Here is a 14,915-nt window from a genome sequence, read left to right as displayed (position 1 = left end):
CCAGGCCCACGGCCATCTGGCCGCCGCTGGGCAGGCTCAGGCCACCGCGGCGCTTCTTCTTCCGGCCCCCCAGCTGGCCCCCCATGGCCTGGCCCATCAGCTGGCCCAGCAGGCGTTCGGCGTTGAACATGCGGTGCTCCTGGCGATTTGCGGATAGGCCAATGGTGCGGGCGGCCAACCAAGCGCACAAGGCCAAAAGGCAGGGATGTGGCAGAATTGCCGCCTTGCATGCCCTCGCGAGCCCTGATGGCCGACAGCTACGACAGCCTGGTTCCCCGCAGCCCGTTCCGGGTCTGGCGGGCGTTCACCTGGTCCCTCAAGGGCCTGCGCGCCACCTGGATGCTCGAGTCTTCCTTCCGGCTCGAGGTGTACCTGTTCGTGCTGCTGGCGCCGCTGGCGCTGTGGCTGGGCGCGGACGGGGTCGAACGCGCGATCCTGGTCGGCTCGATGGTGCTCGTGCTGGTGGTCGAAGTGCTCAATTCGGCGGTCGAAGCCGTCGTGGACCGCTGGGGCGTCGAACACCATGAACTCGCCGGGCGCGCCAAGGACATGGGCTCGGCCGCCGTGTTCCTGGCCGACCTGAATGTTTTGGCCTGCTGGGGACTGATCCTCGGCCCACGTTATCTCTGACCGGGACCCTGGACGATGGATTGGATTTTCAGCACCGAGATCTGGATCGCGCTGCTAACCCTGGCGACGCTGGAGATCGTGCTCGGCATCGACAACCTGGTCTTCATCTCGATCGCGGTCAGCAAGCTGCCGCCCGAACAGCGGCCGCGCGCGCGCCGGTTCGGCCTGGCCATGGCCTGCCTCACCCGCATCGCGCTGCTGCTTTCCCTGGCCTTCCTGGCCAGCATGCAGAACAACCTGTTCGCGCTGTTCGGCATGGACTTTTCGGTGCGCGACCTGGTGCTGATCGCCGGCGGCCTGTTCCTGCTGGTCAAGGGCACCATGGAAATCCATGACACGGTCGAAGGCGAGGCCGACGAAGAAGACATCGGCACCAAACCCTCGGCGGTATTCGGTTACGTCATCGCCCAGATCGCCATCATCGACATCGTGTTCTCGCTCGATTCGGTCATCACCGCGGTGGGCATGGTCGACAACCGCTGGGTCATGGTGGCGGCCATCCTGATGGCGGTGGCGGTGATGCTGTTCGCGGCCAATCCGATCGGCGACTTCATCGACCGGCACCCGACGGTGAAGATGCTGGCGCTGAGCTTCATCATCCTGGTCGGCGTGGCGCTTATCGCCGACGGCTTCGATTTCCACATCGACCGCAAGTTCCTCTATTTCGCGATGGCCTTCTCGGCCGGCGTCGAAGCCCTGAACATCATCGCCAAGCGCAAGCAGCGAAGACCGGGCTGAGCGCGCCGGCCCGTGCCTGCAAGCCCGGAGCCTGAATGTCCACCGGCCTGTTCCTGACATTGCTGCTGTTGCTGGGATTCCTGTGCCAGTGGGCGGCCTGGCGGCTGCGGCTGCCGGCGATCCTGCTGCTCCTTGCCGCCGGCATCATCCTGGGGCCCGGCCTGGGCTGGCTCGACCCGGACGCGATGCTGGGCGAGTTCCTGTTCCCGCTGGTGTCGATCGGCGTCGCGCTCATCCTGTTCGAAGGCAGCCTGACCCTGCGCCTGGGCGAGATCCGCGGCCTGGGCCCCACGATCCTGCGCCTGGTCAGCGTCGGCGCGATCGTCACGATGCTGGGCCTGGCCGTCGCCGCGCATTACCTGGCCGACCTGGCCTGGCCGGTGGCGCTGCTGTTCGGCGCGCTGACCTGCGTCACCGGGCCGACCGTGATCATGCCGATGCTGCGCGCGGTGCGGCCCAATGAGCGCATCTCCAACATCCTGCGCTGGGAAGGCATCATCATCGACCCGATCGGCGCGCTGCTGGCCGTGCTGGTGCTCGAGGCGCTGATGCTGGGCCATGGCAACGGCGGCTGGGGCGTGTTCGCCTGGACGGTGGCCAGCGGGGCGGTGATCGGCGTGGCCGGGGCCTGGGTGCTGGCCACGGTGCTGCGCCGGCAGTGGCTGCCCGAGTACCTGCACAACTACGGCACCCTGGCCTGGGTGCTGGTCGCGTATGCCGCCAGCAACCTGCTGGCCCATGAAAGCGGCCTGCTGGCCGTCACGGTCATGGGCATGGTGCTGGCGAACATGCGCGGCCTGGACGTCGAGCACATCCTTTCGTTCAAGGAACACCTCTCGACGCTGATCATCTCGATGCTCTTCATCGTGCTGGCGGCGCGCCTGCAGTGGCCCGGCCTGCCGCTGCTGGGCACGGGCCTGCTGGTGCTGGCGGCGGCGATGCTGGTGGTGCGGCCGCTGGCGGTGCTGCTGTCGACGCTGGGCGGAACCACGCACTGGCCGGAGCGGGCGCTGCTGGCCTGGATCGCGCCGCGCGGCATCGTAGCGGCGGCCGTGTCGGCCCTGTTCGCGCTGCGCATGGAAGAAAACGACCCGGTGGCGGCCCAGACCCTGGTGTCGCTGACCTTCCTGCTGATCATCGGCACGGTGCTGGTGCAGAGCGCCACGTCTCGGCCGCTGGCACGCCTGCTCAAGGTCACCGCGCCGAGCCCGACCCAGGTGCTGGTGGTGGGCAGCTCGCCGGTGGCACGCGCCATCGGCCAGGCCGTGGACAAGGCCGGTTTCCGCGTCCTGCTGGCCGACGACGACTGGAGCGGCCTGGCGGCGGCGCGCCTGGCCGGGCTCAAGACCTTCTATGGCAACCCGGCTTCCGAGCACGCCGAACGCACGGTGGACTTCAACGCTTTCGGCTGGCTGCTGGCCATGTCCACGCGCGGCGAGATGAACACCCTGGCCTGCGTGCGCTTCCGGCCCGAGTTCGGGGCGGGGCGGGTGCTGCGGCTGCGCGTGCTGGCCCCCGGCGAAGCGCCGCGGCAGGCGCTGGCGGCGCCGATCCAGGCGCCGGCGCTGTTCGAAGAAGGCATCACCCACGGCGAGCTCGACAAGCGACTGGCCGCCGGCTGGCAGATCAAGACCACCAAGCTGGGCGAGGAGTTCGGCTGGGAGGATTTCATCGGCCAGTACGGCGAACCGCCGCTGCGCCTGTTCGCCATCACCGACCGCGGCCGCCTGATGTTCGAGACCGAGGACGTGCCGCTCGAGCCCAAGGCCGGCTGGGTCGTCGCCGCCCTGGTCGACCCGGGCACCCGCCGTGAAGCGCCCGGCCCGGCGCAGGCATCGACCAACGGGGACGAGGCCGGCACACTAGCGCCATGACGATCCTGCACGATATCGATCCGCTGGCCCTGGAACTGCCGTTCTGGCCGCACGGCATCCACTGGTACGGGCTGATGTACGCCCTGGCCTTTTTCACCGCCTGGTGGCTGGGCCGCCGGCGGGTGCGGGCAGGGCGCCTGCCGGGGGTGGACGAAGACGGCTTTGGCGACCTGCTGTTCTACGGAATGCTGGGCGTGATCCTGGGCGGGCGCGTGGGCTACGTGCTGTTTTATTCCTTCGACGCCTTCCTGGCCGACCCGCTGATGCTGGTGATGATCAACGAAGGCGGCATGAGCTTCCACGGCGGCCTGCTCGGCGTGCTGGCGGCGGCGGCCTGGTGGACGCGGCGCCAGCGCCTGCATTTTTTCGACACCATGGATTTCGTGGCGCCGCTGGTGCCGGCCGGGCTGGGCTTCGGCCGCCTGGGCAACTACATCGGCGGCGAACTCTGGGGCAAACCGACCGGCGGCGACTGGGGCGTGGTGTTCCCGGCCAGCCTGCCGCCCGAATACGCGGCGCTGCCGGCCGAACAGCTGCGCGCGCTGCACGCCAGCGGCGCGCTCGATGCCTTCGCGCGGCACCCGTCGCAGCTCTACCAGGCCGCGCTGGAAGGTCTGGTGCTGGGCCTGGTGCTGTGGTTCTACTCGCGCAGGCCACGGCCGCGCTACGCGGTGTCGGGACTGTTCGCGCTCGGCTACGGCCTGTTCCGGTTCGCGGTCGAGTTCGTGCGCGAACCCGACGCCCACCTGGGTTACCTGGCCTTCGGCTGGCTGACCATGGGCCAGCTGCTGTCGCTGCCGCTGATCGCGCTGGGGCTGTTCCTGCTGTGGCTGTCGCACCGCTCGCCGACGCTGGCGCCGGTGCCGCCGCCGGCGGAGAAGGCCTGATGCGCGCCTACCTCGACCTGCTGCGGCACGTGCTCGAGAAGGGCACGCCCAAGGCCGACCGCACCGGCACCGGCACGCGTTCGGTGTTCGGCTGGCAGATGCGCTTCGACCTGGCCGAGGGCTTCCCGCTGGTCACCACCAAGAAGCTGCACCTGCGTTCGATCATCCACGAACTGCTGTGGTTCATCCGCGGCGAAACCAACGTCGCCTACCTGCGCGAGAACAAGGTCAGCATCTGGGACGAGTGGGCCGATGAAAACGGCGAGCTCGGCCCGGTCTACGGCCGGCAGTGGCGCCACTGGACCGGCAGCGACGGCTGCGAGATCGACCAGCTGCGCTGGGTGGTTGATGAAATCCGGCGCAACCCCGATTCGCGCCGGCTGATCGTCAGCGCCTGGAACGTGGCCGAGCTGCCGCAGATGGCGCTGATGCCCTGCCACACGCTGTTCCAGTTCTACGTGGCCGACGGCAGGCTCAGCTGCCAGCTCTACCAGCGTTCGGGCGACATTTTCCTGGGCGTGCCCTTCAATATCGCCAGCTACGCGCTGCTCACGCACATGGTGGCGCGCCACTGCGGGCTGGAAGTGGGCGACTTCGTGCACACGCTGGGCGACGCGCACCTGTATTCAAACCACGTCGAGCAGGCCCGCGAGCAGCTGTCGCGCGATCCGCGGCCGCTGCCGCGGCTGGTGCTGGCGCCGGAAGCAACCGACCTGTTCGCGATGCGCTTCGAGGACATCGCCATCGAAGGCTACGACCCGCACCCGGCCATCAAGGCGCCGGTGGCGGTGTGAGCCGCCGGCCCGAGTTGCACCTGGTCGCGGCGCTCGATCGCGCCCGCGGCATCGGCCGGGGCAACCAGCTGCCCTGGCGCCTGCCGGATGACCTCAAGCGTTTCAAGGCGCTGACCCTGGGCCGGCCCCTGCTGATGGGCCGCAAGACCGCCGAATCACTGGGGCGGGCGCTGCCGGGCCGGCGCAATATGGTGCTGACGCGTTCGGGCCGCGTGCCCTTCGCCGGCATGGAGCCGGTGGCTACGCTGGCCGGGGCCCTGGCCGCCTGCGACGACGAAGCGCTGATGGTGATCGGCGGCGGCGAGGTGTATGCGCTGGCGCTGCCGCTGGCCAGCCGGCTGCACCTGACCCACGTGGACACCGTGGTGGACGGGGCCGATGCGTTTTTCCCGGCCTGCGACCCGGCCGACTGGCAGCCGGTCTGGCGCGAGGCCCACGCTGCCGATGACCGGCACGCGCTGGCGTTTGAGTTCGTGGACTACCGGCGCGCCGGCGGCGGACTCAGTTGAAGCGGTAGTCGGCGTCGTTGCCGCGCTCGAAGTGGCGAAGCGCGCGCAGGTCCTTTTCGAGCTGGATGTAGCGCACGGCCTTTTCCACCGGCATGCCGGCGCGGCCGAGGCGGGCGAAGGTGGACTCGAGCAGGTCGGCTTCGTCGGCTTCCAGGGCCAGCATTTCCTCGGCCAGGTCCTCGATGTCACCGTCGTCCACCTGGCCGGCCGCCAGGCGTTCGGCGTGCCGCGCCAGCAGGCGCGACCGGCGTTCGGCCAGGTCGGCCAGGCCGGCCTGGTGGGCGTCATAGACCGGCCAGAACGTGGCGTCTTCTTCGTTGGAAAGCTGCAGCTGGCGGGCCATGAAGATCTGCTTGCCGGGCGCGACGGCGGCCTTGAGCTGGTTCACGCGGGCCACGGCGTCGCCGCCGGCGTTCTGCGCGACGACCGGCAGGGCCAGGGTGGCGAGCAGCAGGAAAATGAGGGGGCGGATCATGGGGGTCTCCTTGTGTTTCAGTCGTCGCCGCGCGGCGCATTGTCGGGCGGATTGCGCCCGGGCACCTGGTGCAGGCGCAGTTCGGGGCCAAGCTCGAGCGCGGTGAGCTTGCCGCCCCAGACCGCGCCGGTGTCGATGGCATAAACGCCCAGGCCCATGAACAGGCCCAGCGTCGACCAGTGGCCGAACACCACCGGCATTTCGCGCTCGGCGTGGCCCGGCACTTCGAACCACGGGTACACGCCGGGCCGCTGCGTGCCGGGCCGGCCCTTGTCCTCGAAGCCGATGCGGCCACCCGGCGTGCAATAACGCATGCGGGTGAAGACGTTGATGATGGCGCGGTAGCGGTCGGGGCCCATCAGCTTGGGCGACCAGGCCGGCTTGTCGCCGTACATGTTCTTGACCAGCTTGTTGAAGCCGTCGCCGCGCAGTTTTTCCTCGACCTCGCGGGCCCGCGCTTCGGCCAGGGCAATGGTCCACTTGGGCGCCAGCCCGGCGTGCACCATCGCGAAGTTCAGCGTGCGGTCGACGTGGAAGAGTTTTTGCTGGCGCAGCCACTTCACCAGCACCTCGGTGTCTTCGGCGAACAGCACCCGCTGCAGGTCGGGGTTGACCTTGCGCTGGTCGACTTCGCGGCGGGTCGAGATGGCCAGCAGGGACAGGTCGTGGTTGCCCAGCACGATGGTGCTGTGGATGGCCAGCGAGTGCACCAGGCGCAGGGTTTCCAGCGACTGGCCGCCGCGGTTGACCAGGTCGCCGCAGAACCACAGGCGGTCCACCGCCGGGTCGAAGCGGATCTTCTCCAGCAGCCGCTGCAGCGCGTCGTAACAACCCTGGACGTCGCCAATGGCGTAGGTGGCCATCAGTGCAGGGTCCGCGGGATGGACAGGGTGAAGGGCGAGACCTCGGCGTCGAAGCGGGTGCCGTCGTCGGCCAGCATCTGGTAGCTGCCCTGCATGGTGCCCAGCGGCGTTTCGAGCACGGCCCCGGAGGTGTATTCGAAACTTTCGCCCGGGCGCAGCCAGGGCTGTTCGCCGACCACGCCTTCGCCCTGCACTTCCTGCACCTTGCCGTTGGCGTCGGTGATCAGCCAGCGTCGGCTGATCAGGCGCGCGGGCACCTCGCCGGCGTTTTCGATGCGAATCGTGTAGGCGAAGACGTAGCGGTCATCCTCGGGAATCGACTGGTCTTCGAGGAATCGTGTGGCGACGACGACCTGGATGGCGTGCTGGGGCGTGTCCATGCCGCCATTCTACGCAGTACGGCGCTCCGGGGGCAGCGCGGCCAGGTGATTGGCCAGGTGCTTGAATTCAGCCACGGCGATCTGTTCGGCGCGGGCGTCGGGACGCAGGCCGGCGTCTTCGATGTCGGCGCCGCTGCAAACCTGCGACAGCGCGTTGCGCAGGGTCTTGCGGCGCTGGCCGAAGGCGTCGCGCACGACCCTGGCATACAGGGCGTGGTCGTCGATGCCGACCTCGGCCGCCGGCAGCGGCACCAGCCGCACCACCGCCGAGTCCACCTTCGGCGGCGGCCGGAAGGCTTCCGGCGGCACGTCGAACAGCGACGTGACGGTGCAATAGGCCTGAAGCATCACGCCCAGGCGGCCATAAACCTTGCTGCCCGGGCCGCAGGCCATGCGGTCCACCACTTCCTTCTGCAGCATGAAATGCATGTCGCGGACGGCCGCGGCATGTTCGAGCGCGTGGAAGAGGATGGGCGAGGAAATGTTGTAGGGCAGGTTGCCGACCAGGCGGATCTGGCCGGCGCCGTGGCCGTCGTCGGAGGCGAGCTTGCCGAAGTCGACCTGCAGCACGTCCTTGTGGATGACGGTGAGCCGGCCCAGGCCTTCGCTGGCTTCCATCAGCGGCGTGATCAGGTCGCGGTCGAACTCGATCACCGTCAGTTCGCCGTGCCGGCGCAGCAGCGGGAAGGTGATGGCGCCCTGGCCGGGGCCGATTTCCACCAGGCGGTCGCCGGGCTGCGGGTCCACCGCCAGCACGATCAGGTCTATGAACCGGCGGTCGGTGAGGAAGTGCTGGCCCAGGTTCTTTTTCGGCGGTGCCTTGAACGGGCTCATGCGGGGATCCTCCGGGCGGCGAGCGTGGTGCACAGGTCGGTGGCGGCGAACAGGCTGGACGGGTCGGCGCGGCCGCTGCCGGCCAGCTCCAGCGCGGTGCCGTGGTCCACCGCGACGCGCGGGTAGGGCAGGCCCAGGGTGATGTTGACGGCGTGTTCGAAGCCGCCGTGCTTGAGCACCGGCAGGCCCTGGTCGTGGTACATGGCCATCACCGCGTCGAAGCCGGCCAGCTTGCCGGGCAGGAAGGCGGTGTCGGCCGGCAGCGGGCCGACCAGGTCCAGGCCTTCGGCGCGCAGCGCCTGCAGGCAGGGAGTGATGACGTCGATTTCTTCCCGGCCCAGGTGGCCGTCTTCGCCCGCGTGCGGGTTCAGGCCCAGCACGGCGATGCGCGGCGCGGCGATGCCGAAGTCGCGCTGCAGGGCGGCGTGGGTGATGCGCAGGCAGCGCGCCAGGGACGTCCGGCTGATGGCGTCGGGCACGGCGCGCAGGGGCAGGTGGGTGGTCGCCAGCGCAACGCGCAGCCCGGGCCGGGCCAGCATCATCACCACGTCGACGCCGGCCTGGCGTGCCAGCAGTTCGGTGGTGCCCGAGTAGGCGAAGCCGCCTTCATTGATGCTGGCCTTGTGCACCGGGCCGGTGACCAGGCCCTGGCAGTCGCCGGCCAGGCAGGCCGCCGCGCCCTGTTCCAGCGAGGCGATGACGGCGGCGGCGTTGGCAGGGTCGGGCTGGCCGAAGTGCACCGGGCGCGCCTGCGGCACCGGCTGCAGCGCCAGCTCGCCTTCGCTGCAGTCCTGGCCCGGCGAACGCAGGCGCAGCGGCAGGCCAAGGGCCTGCGCGGCGGCGAGCAGGGTGTCGGGGTCGGCGTAGGCCAGCAGCTGCGCCGTGCGCGGGCGCTGGGCCAGCCGTACGCAGAGTTCGGGACCGATGCCGGCCGGCTCACCCGGAACCAGAGCCAGCCGCGGTCGCATGGCTCAGGCGCCCGTCAGGCGGCTCTCGACGAAGGCTTCGGCGCGCATCTGGCGCATGAAGCGTTCGAACTCTTCTTCGGCCTTGCGCTGGGCGATGATCTCGCGCGCCTGGTTGCGACGGTTCTGTTCGGTGACGTCCTGTTCGCGGGTGCCCAGGCGCTTGATGACGTGCCAGCCCACTTCGCTCTGGAAGGGCTGGGACAGCTCGCCATCCTGCAGCTGGCTGAGCTGCGAACCCACCGACGTGCCCCAGGCATTGACCGGGAACCAGCCCATGTCGCCGCCGTCGTTGCGGCTCATCGTGTCTTCGGAATGTTCGCGGGCGATCTTGGCGAAGTCTTCGCCGGCGGCGATGCGGTCGCGCAGCGCCTGGGCCTTCTGGCGCGCGGCTTCGGCCGGCACCGTCGGCGTTGCGCGGATGAGCAGGCCCTGGGCGTTGTATTCGGTCAGGGTCTGGGTGCCCTGTTCGCGGGTCTCGACCAGCTGGATGAGCTGGTAGCCACCCGGGCCGCGCACCGGCTCGGAAATCTCGCCGGGCTTGAGCTGCTGGATCAGGCCGACGAATGCCGGCGGGATCGCGTCGAGCGCGCGCCAGCCGATGTTGCCGCCCTCGAGCGCGTTGGGCGCGTCCGAGAAGCGGATGGCGGCGGCGGCGAAGTCGATCTCGCCGCGTTCGACCACGCTCTTGATGTCGCGCGCCTTCTTCTGCGCGGCGGCCACGTCTTCGGGCGTGGCGCCGTCGGGCAGGGCGACGATGATGTTGGCCAGGCGCACTTCCGGGCCGCCGATTTCGCGCACGGCCAGCAGCTGGTCGATCTCGGCTTCGCTGACCTGCACGCGGCTCTGCACGTAGCGCTGGCGCAGGCGTTCGATAAGCAGTTCGTCGCGCAGGCTGTCGCGGAATTCTTCGTAGCTCAGGCCGTCCTGCACCAGGCGGGCGCGCAGCTGGTCCTGGGTAAGGCGGTTGCGCGAAGCCACCGATTCGATGGCCTGGGCGAGTTCGCCGTCGCTGACGCGGATGCCGGAGTCGCGGGCGCGCGCCAGCTGCAGGCGGGCCAGCACCAGGCGGTCGAGCACCTGGCGTTCGAGCACGTCGCGCGGCGGCAGCTGGCCGGGCTGGCTGGCGTACTGGGCGCTGATGTTGGCCACGGCGCGGTCGAGTTCGCTGCGCAGGATGACGTCTTCGTCAACGACGGCCACGATCGAGTCGATGGGCGTGGTGGCCTGGGCCGCGACGGGACCGGGCGCGAAGGCGGTGGACAGGGCCAGCAGGGCGGCCAGGACGGGGGCGAAAGCGTTGTTCATGCAGTCTGCGGCTCCGGCGCCACGGGTATCAACGGGAATAGTCAAGAATAGCATCATCAAGCAGGCGGGCCGTGCTGCGGCCGAAGCTGCCGACGCCGTTCAGTTCTATCTCAAGATAGATGCCGGTGTTCTGCTCGTCGCTGAATTCACGGGCATAACGGCGGCCCAGCACCCGCACCGCGACGCAGCAGCTCTTCCATTCGATGCCGGCCAGGGCCTCGAGGCTCTGGCGGTCGCGCAGCGAATAATTCCAGCGGCCCAGCAGCGTCCACTGCTCGCGGATCGGCAGCACGAAGGACAGGTCGGCCTGTTCGACCAGGTCGGCGCGGTAGCGGTAGGAGGCGTTGACCAGGCCGCGGTCGCCGAAGCGCCACTGGCTGCGCACGGCGGAAAGCTCGGTGCGCTCGCCGTCGGGGTCCCACTGGTGGGCAAGGCCCAGGGACCAGCGGTCGGTCGGGGACACGCTGGCCTCGGCGACCCAGGACGAACCTTCGTCCGACAGCAGCGGGCCACCCGGCACGGTGACGCGCGGCGGGTCGAAATAGTGGGTGCGGCCCAGGCCGACGCTGAGCAGTTCGCGGCCGTCATCGGCGCTGAGCACCCGGCTGGTCAGCGCAAGGGTGACCTGGTCGGCGTCGCCGACCCGGTCGGCACCGGCGAAGCGGTTGTCGCGGAACAGGCCCGGCCACGAGAAGGTGAGCGGGCGGGTGTCGAACAGCGGCAGCTGGTCCTGGTCGCGGTAGGGCACGTTCAGGTAATAAAGCCGTGGCTCGAGGGTTTGCAGGTAGCTGCCGTCGCCGAAGCTGAATTCGCGTTCGAAGAAGGCGCCCATGTCCAGGCTCATCACCGGCAGGCTGCGGTCGGGGTTGTTGTCGCCGCCCGGCGGCACCAGCGACTGGTCGAGCGAATACGAGGTGTAGCGCCAGGCCAGGCGCGGAGTCGCGAACCAGGCCGCGCCACCGAAGGGCAACTGCACCCAGGGCGTCAGGTCGAGGCGGTTGCCGCCGTCGCGGAAATCGGATTCAAAACGCACGGCCTCGGCATCGATGCCGGCCTCGAGCCAGCGCGCGAAGGGCCTGGACCAGCGCAGGCGCGCTTCGGGCAGGCGCCGGTAGGGCGCGGCGGAGTCGGGCAGCAGCGGGCTGGCGACTTCCCAGCTTTGCACCTGCAGGCTGGCATCCCAGCCCAGGCCGCGGCCGTAAACGCCGAGCGAACTTTCGAGCAGGGTGATCGTCGAGTTGGGCAGGGAATCGCCGAAGTCGGCGAAGTACTCGTCGTCGCTGACGTGGTTGATGTTGGCGCGCAGGTTCCAGTTCCGGCCCAGGCGGTCGTAATGGCGCCAGCGCAGCAGGCCGCGGTCGCGGCCGGTCAGGTCGTCGTCGGGCAGCCAGGTGCCTTCGAGTTCGCCGCGGGCGTCGCGCGGGCCCAGGTAGCGGAACTGCGCGCCCAGCATCAGGCCGCGGTCGGACAGCCAGCGCGGCGACAGGGTGGCGTCGTAGTTCGGCGCCAGGTTCAGGTAGATCGGCTGTTCGTATTCAAAGCCGTTGCGGTCGTCGTGGCCGATGGTCGGGCTTAGCAGGCCGGTGCGGCGGCGATCGTCGGTCGGGAAACGCACCCAGGGCAGCCACAGCACCGGCACGCCGCCCACGCGCAGGGTGGCGTTGCGGGCGGTGCCCACGCCTTCTTCCTGGTCGACGTCGATGCGGCTGGCGCGGAATTCCCACTGGCGCTGCGCCGGCGGGCAGGTCGAATAGCTGGCGCCGGTGAGCGTGCCTTCCTGGCCGCGCAGTTCGATGGCGTCGGCATGGCCGTTGCCGGCCTGCTGGTTGAACTGGTAGTCGACGTCCTGCAGCTGCACCACGTCGGCGCGCTGGTCGCCCTGGGCACTGGCCGCGCGCAGGCGCAGGCCGCGGTCCTGGTAGCGGGCCGGGCCGCCGGTCCGGAAGGTTTCCCTGCCGTGGTCGTAGGTCAGCTGCTCGGTGCCCAGCCACTGGTCGCCGCGCTGCAACTCGACGTCGCCGGTGAGCACCGTCACTTCCTGTTCGCTCACGTCCAGGTGCAGGGCGCTGACGTCCGTGGCCGGGTCGGCCGGCGCCGCGCCGTCGACGGGCAGCGGGCGGTACAGGGGCAGGGTGCCGGTGTCGGGGCAGTATTCCCAGGCGGGCGGGGCGGGGTCCTGGGCGCGGGCGGCGCAGGCCATGGCCAGGCAAATCGGGAGCAGGCGAAGGGCTGGGCGGCGCACGGGGACTTCCGGGGAAAAGACGCGATAGCTTCGCCCATGCCGCCGGGCGGGGCAACACGGCGTGTGGCCAGGGGCTCAGCGGGCGTCGAGCAGGCCCTGCAGGTGGGCGACGCTGCAGGCACGCAGCGCCGACAGGCTGTAGCCGCCCTCGAGCAGCGACACCAGGCGGCCGCCGGCGTGGCGACCGGCCAGGGCGGCCAGTTCGGCCGACAGCCAGCGGTAGTCTTCGGCTTCCAGCGCCAGGTCGGCCAGCGGGTCGAGCCGGTGGCCGTCGAAACCGGCGGACACCAGCAGCAGCTGCGGCCGGAAGTCTTCCAGGCGCGGCAGCAGCTGGTCCTTCCAGACGGCGCGGAAAGCCGCGCTGTCGGCGCCGGGCGCCAGCGTGGCATTGGCCAGGTTGCCCACGCCCTGTTCGGCGGGGTCGCCGGTATTGGGATAAAGCGGCGACTGGTGCGAGCTGAGGTACATCACCCGCGGGTCGCCGGCGAAGATGTCCTGGCTGCCGTTGCCGTGGTGCACGTCGAAGTCGGCGATCGCGACCCGGTGCAGGCCGTGCGCGTGCACCGCGTGCGCGGCGGCCACCGCCACCGAGTTGAACAGGCAAAAGCCCATCGCGACCTCGCGGGTGGCGTGGTGGCCCGGCGGGCGCACGGCGCAAAAGGCCTGCGGGCCTTCGCCGGCCATCACTGCGTCCACCGCAGCCACGCCGGCGCCGGCGGCGCGCACGGCGGCTTCGGCCGAGCCGGCCGACATGGCCGTGTCTTCGTCCAGGCGGCGCGTACCGCTGTTGTCGCCGTCCAGCACGTCGGCCAGCAGCGACGGCGCGTGCACGCGACGCAGCGCCTCGCGGCTGGCGGCCGGCGCCTCGCGCCAGGGCAGGGCCGGGAAGGCGGCGCGCACGGCGTGCAGCACGGCTTCAAGCCGGGCGGGACATTCAGGATGCCCGGCGCCGGGATCGTGCGAGAGGCAGGCCGGATGGGTATAGAGCAGCACGCTCAGCCTTTGCGGCGCTCGTGGTTCCAGGTCGTCTCGCCGTGGCCGCTGGCGCGGGCCAGGACCCGGGCGAGCACGAAGAGCAGGTCCGAGAGCCGGTTGAGATAGCGGATGGCCTGCGGGCGCACCGCGTCGTGGTGCGAGAGCGTCACCGTCTCGCGTTCGGCGCGGCGGCAGATGGTGCGGGCCAGGTGGCAGTGCGCGGCCGGCAGGCCGCCGCCGGGCAGGATGAAGTCCTTGAGCGGCGGCAGGTCGGCATTGAAGCCATCGAGCTGCGCTTCGAGGCGGTCGATGTCGGCGTCGTGGATGGCTGCGTGGCCCGGGATGCACAGCTCGCCGCCGAGGTCGAACAGCTGGTGCTGCACCGACACCAGCACCTGGCGGATGTCGTCGGGGATGTCGCAGGCCAGCACGATGCCGATGGCCGAATTGGCTTCGTCGACGGTGCCGTAGGCGGTGACGCGGGCCGAGTCCTTGGCGACGCGGGTGCCGTCACCCAGGCCCGTGCTGCCGTCGTCGCCGGTGCGGGTGTAGATCTTCGACAGGCGGTTGCCCATGGCCGGGTCAGCCGGCCAGCTTGCCGGCGCTGGCGGCGCCGGCGCGGCTCACCAGCTTCACCAGCACGTGCACGAGCACGGCCAGGCCCACGTACAGGGCTGTGGTGCCCAGGTAAGGCATGAACCAGTCGGCGTAGTTTTTCGCCCAGCCGGCGACGGTGGGGTTGGCCACGGCGTCCGAAAGCCAGTAAAAGCCGCCCTGCGCGAACAGGTGGCAAACGGCCACGCCCAGCAGCACCGCCGGCGCCAGGCCGGCCAGCTGGCGCAGCGGCTTGTCCTGGCCGAAGCGGCGCAGGCCGGCGCCGGCCGCCCACAGCGCGAAGTGCGCCGGCAGCAGCATCCAGTAACCCGGCGACACGCAGTAGTGGCTCCAGAAGCTGGCGCCGGTGCCGGTGATGACCACGTAGTCCACCGCCACCGCGAGCACCATCAGCGCCGGGAAGGCCCAGCGAACACTGCCCGCCAGGTAGAAACCACCCAGCGCGAACACCGCCCAGGACGCATCGGGCACCAGGCCGAAGTGGTTCATGCGCGTGGCCGCCATCAGCAGGGCGAGCGCGGCGAAGATGGCGAGGCGGGAGCGGGTGTTCGAGGTCATGGGCTAAGGATTCCGTCAAGGCAGCGGCCAGGCCGGCATTCTAGCGGAAGTGTCCGGCCATCGCCGGGCGCTCACCCCGGGCGGGTATCATGCGCGGCATGTCACGTGACGACGGCTTCGACCACGACATCCTCATCCTCGGCGGCGGCCTGGTGGGCAGCGCGCTGGCCTGCGCGCTCGACGGGCGCGGCTGGCGTGTCGGCCAGGTCGAGGCCAGCGCGCCTTCGGCGGGCGCGCCCGGTTTCGACGAGCGCAAGCTGGCGCTGGC

The 14,915-nt window shown here is 70.2% G+C and carries 16 protein-coding genes; 6 read left to right on the top strand and 10 right to left on the bottom strand.

All coding sequences use genetic code 11. The features are described from left to right. Positions 1–246: 246 nt before the first annotated feature. The 6 genes from AACZ35_RS06895 to AACZ35_RS06870 are packed head-to-tail and all read left to right on the top strand — an operon-like array spanning position 247 to position 5,432. Positions 247–630, top strand: coding sequence for a diacylglycerol kinase (locus tag AACZ35_RS06895; RefSeq protein WP_339827519.1), 384 nt, complete (start codon positions 247–249; stop codon positions 628–630). 15 nt (positions 631–645) lie between these two features. Continuing rightward, positions 646–1,368, top strand: a complete 723-nt coding sequence (locus tag AACZ35_RS06890) for a TerC family protein (RefSeq protein WP_339827513.1) — start codon at positions 646–648, stop codon at positions 1,366–1,368. A 35-nt stretch (positions 1,369–1,403) separates the two neighbouring features. Continuing rightward, positions 1,404–3,242, top strand: coding sequence for a sodium:proton antiporter (locus AACZ35_RS06885; protein WP_339827511.1), 1,839 nt, complete (start codon positions 1,404–1,406; stop codon positions 3,240–3,242). After that, positions 3,239–4,129, top strand: coding sequence for a prolipoprotein diacylglyceryl transferase (lgt, locus tag AACZ35_RS06880; RefSeq protein WP_339827509.1), 891 nt, complete (start codon positions 3,239–3,241; stop codon positions 4,127–4,129). The genes AACZ35_RS06885 and lgt overlap by 4 nt, the downstream gene beginning before the upstream one ends. Then, positions 4,129–4,923, top strand: coding sequence for a thymidylate synthase (locus tag AACZ35_RS06875; RefSeq protein ID WP_339827506.1), 795 nt, complete (start codon positions 4,129–4,131; stop codon positions 4,921–4,923). Before lgt ends, AACZ35_RS06875 begins: the two co-directional genes overlap by 1 nt. Before the next feature lie 14 nt (positions 4,924–4,937). Next, a complete protein-coding gene (locus AACZ35_RS06870; RefSeq protein ID WP_339827515.1) occupies positions 4,938–5,432 on the top strand; it encodes a dihydrofolate reductase in 495 nt (164 codons plus the stop codon). On the opposite strand, the gene AACZ35_RS06865 is transcribed toward AACZ35_RS06870, so the two are convergent. From AACZ35_RS06865 to AACZ35_RS06820, 10 genes are all read right to left on the bottom strand, one after another. After that, positions 5,425–5,907 (bottom strand): hypothetical protein, encoded by a 483-nt coding sequence (locus AACZ35_RS06865; protein WP_339827504.1) that lies wholly within the window; start codon positions 5,905–5,907, stop codon positions 5,425–5,427. The two genes, AACZ35_RS06870 and AACZ35_RS06865, sit on opposite strands and share 8 nt — an antisense overlap. Positions 5,908–5,924: 17 nt before the next feature. Further along, on the bottom strand, positions 5,925–6,770 hold the full coding sequence (locus AACZ35_RS06860) for a symmetrical bis(5'-nucleosyl)-tetraphosphatase (protein WP_339827503.1): 846 nt from the start codon (positions 6,768–6,770) through the stop codon (positions 5,925–5,927). Beyond that, positions 6,770–7,150: a Co2+/Mg2+ efflux protein ApaG gene (gene apaG / locus AACZ35_RS06855; protein ID WP_339827501.1), complete on the bottom strand. Its 381-nt coding sequence runs from the start codon at positions 7,148–7,150 to the stop codon at positions 6,770–6,772. The genes AACZ35_RS06860 and apaG overlap by 1 nt, the downstream gene beginning before the upstream one ends. 9 nt (positions 7,151–7,159) lie before the next feature. Beyond that, positions 7,160–7,984 (bottom strand): 16S rRNA (adenine(1518)-N(6)/adenine(1519)-N(6))-dimethyltransferase RsmA, encoded by an 825-nt coding sequence (gene rsmA / locus AACZ35_RS06850; RefSeq protein ID WP_339827498.1) that lies wholly within the window; start codon positions 7,982–7,984, stop codon positions 7,160–7,162. After that, positions 7,981–8,952: a 4-hydroxythreonine-4-phosphate dehydrogenase PdxA gene (pdxA, locus tag AACZ35_RS06845; RefSeq protein ID WP_339827496.1), complete on the bottom strand. Its 972-nt coding sequence runs from the start codon at positions 8,950–8,952 to the stop codon at positions 7,981–7,983. Before pdxA ends, rsmA begins: the two co-directional genes overlap by 4 nt. Before the next feature lie 3 nt (positions 8,953–8,955). Continuing rightward, positions 8,956–10,257, bottom strand: coding sequence for a peptidylprolyl isomerase (locus tag AACZ35_RS06840; RefSeq protein WP_339827493.1), 1,302 nt, complete (start codon positions 10,255–10,257; stop codon positions 8,956–8,958). Positions 10,258–10,285: 28 nt separating this feature from the next. Beyond that, complete coding sequence (lptD, locus tag AACZ35_RS06835) at positions 10,286–12,499, bottom strand: LPS assembly protein LptD (RefSeq protein WP_339827491.1); 2,214 nt, start codon at positions 12,497–12,499, stop codon at positions 10,286–10,288. A 75-nt stretch (positions 12,500–12,574) separates the two neighbouring features. Then, positions 12,575–13,492 (bottom strand): histone deacetylase family protein, encoded by a 918-nt coding sequence (locus tag AACZ35_RS06830; protein ID WP_339827489.1) that lies wholly within the window; start codon positions 13,490–13,492, stop codon positions 12,575–12,577. A gap of 2 nt (positions 13,493–13,494) precedes the next feature. Beyond that, positions 13,495–14,049 carry a cob(I)yrinic acid a,c-diamide adenosyltransferase gene (locus tag AACZ35_RS06825; RefSeq protein ID WP_188665180.1) on the bottom strand — a complete coding sequence of 185 codons (555 nt, stop codon included), beginning with the start codon at positions 14,047–14,049 and terminating at the stop codon, positions 13,495–13,497. A 7-nt stretch (positions 14,050–14,056) separates the two neighbouring features. Further along, positions 14,057–14,647 (bottom strand): hypothetical protein, encoded by a 591-nt coding sequence (locus AACZ35_RS06820; RefSeq protein ID WP_339827480.1) that lies wholly within the window; start codon positions 14,645–14,647, stop codon positions 14,057–14,059. Positions 14,648–14,915: the final 268 nt, after the last annotated feature.

It is taken from the genome of uncultured Arenimonas sp. (assembly GCF_963976025.1).
In the GTDB taxonomy this organism is placed as follows: Bacteria; Pseudomonadota; Gammaproteobacteria; order Xanthomonadales; family Xanthomonadaceae; genus Arenimonas.
The sequence above is the reverse complement of the archived record's forward strand: the minus strand, read 5'-3'. Positions and strand labels throughout refer to the sequence as shown.

What these genes read in the sequence shown, in the direction of transcription:
- AACZ35_RS06895 (WP_339827519.1), top strand. Translation starts at nt 247, where the DNA reads ATGGCCGACAGCTACGACAGCCTGGTTCCCCGCAGCCCGTTCCGGGTC.
- AACZ35_RS06890 (WP_339827513.1), top strand. Translation starts at nt 646, where the DNA reads ATGGATTGGATTTTCAGCACCGAGATCTGGATCGCGCTGCTAACCCTG.
- AACZ35_RS06885 (WP_339827511.1), top strand. Translation starts at nt 1,404, where the DNA reads ATGTCCACCGGCCTGTTCCTGACATTGCTGCTGTTGCTGGGATTCCTG.
- lgt (WP_339827509.1), top strand. Translation starts at nt 3,239, where the DNA reads ATGACGATCCTGCACGATATCGATCCGCTGGCCCTGGAACTGCCGTTC.
- AACZ35_RS06875 (WP_339827506.1), top strand. Translation starts at nt 4,129, where the DNA reads ATGCGCGCCTACCTCGACCTGCTGCGGCACGTGCTCGAGAAGGGCACG.
- AACZ35_RS06865 (WP_339827504.1), bottom strand. Translation starts at nt 5,907, where the DNA reads ATGATCCGCCCCCTCATTTTCCTGCTGCTCGCCACCCTGGCCCTGCCG.
- AACZ35_RS06860 (WP_339827503.1), bottom strand. Translation starts at nt 6,770, where the DNA reads ATGGCCACCTACGCCATTGGCGACGTCCAGGGTTGTTACGACGCGCTG.
- apaG (WP_339827501.1), bottom strand. Translation starts at nt 7,150, where the DNA reads ATGGACACGCCCCAGCACGCCATCCAGGTCGTCGTCGCCACACGATTC.
- rsmA (WP_339827498.1), bottom strand. Translation starts at nt 7,984, where the DNA reads ATGAGCCCGTTCAAGGCACCGCCGAAAAAGAACCTGGGCCAGCACTTC.
- pdxA (WP_339827496.1), bottom strand. Translation starts at nt 8,952, where the DNA reads ATGCGACCGCGGCTGGCTCTGGTTCCGGGTGAGCCGGCCGGCATCGGT.
- AACZ35_RS06840 (WP_339827493.1), bottom strand. Translation starts at nt 10,257, where the DNA reads ATGAACAACGCTTTCGCCCCCGTCCTGGCCGCCCTGCTGGCCCTGTCC.
- AACZ35_RS06825 (WP_188665180.1), bottom strand. Translation starts at nt 14,049, where the DNA reads ATGGGCAACCGCCTGTCGAAGATCTACACCCGCACCGGCGACGACGGC.
- AACZ35_RS06820 (WP_339827480.1), bottom strand. Translation starts at nt 14,647, where the DNA reads ATGACCTCGAACACCCGCTCCCGCCTCGCCATCTTCGCCGCGCTCGCC.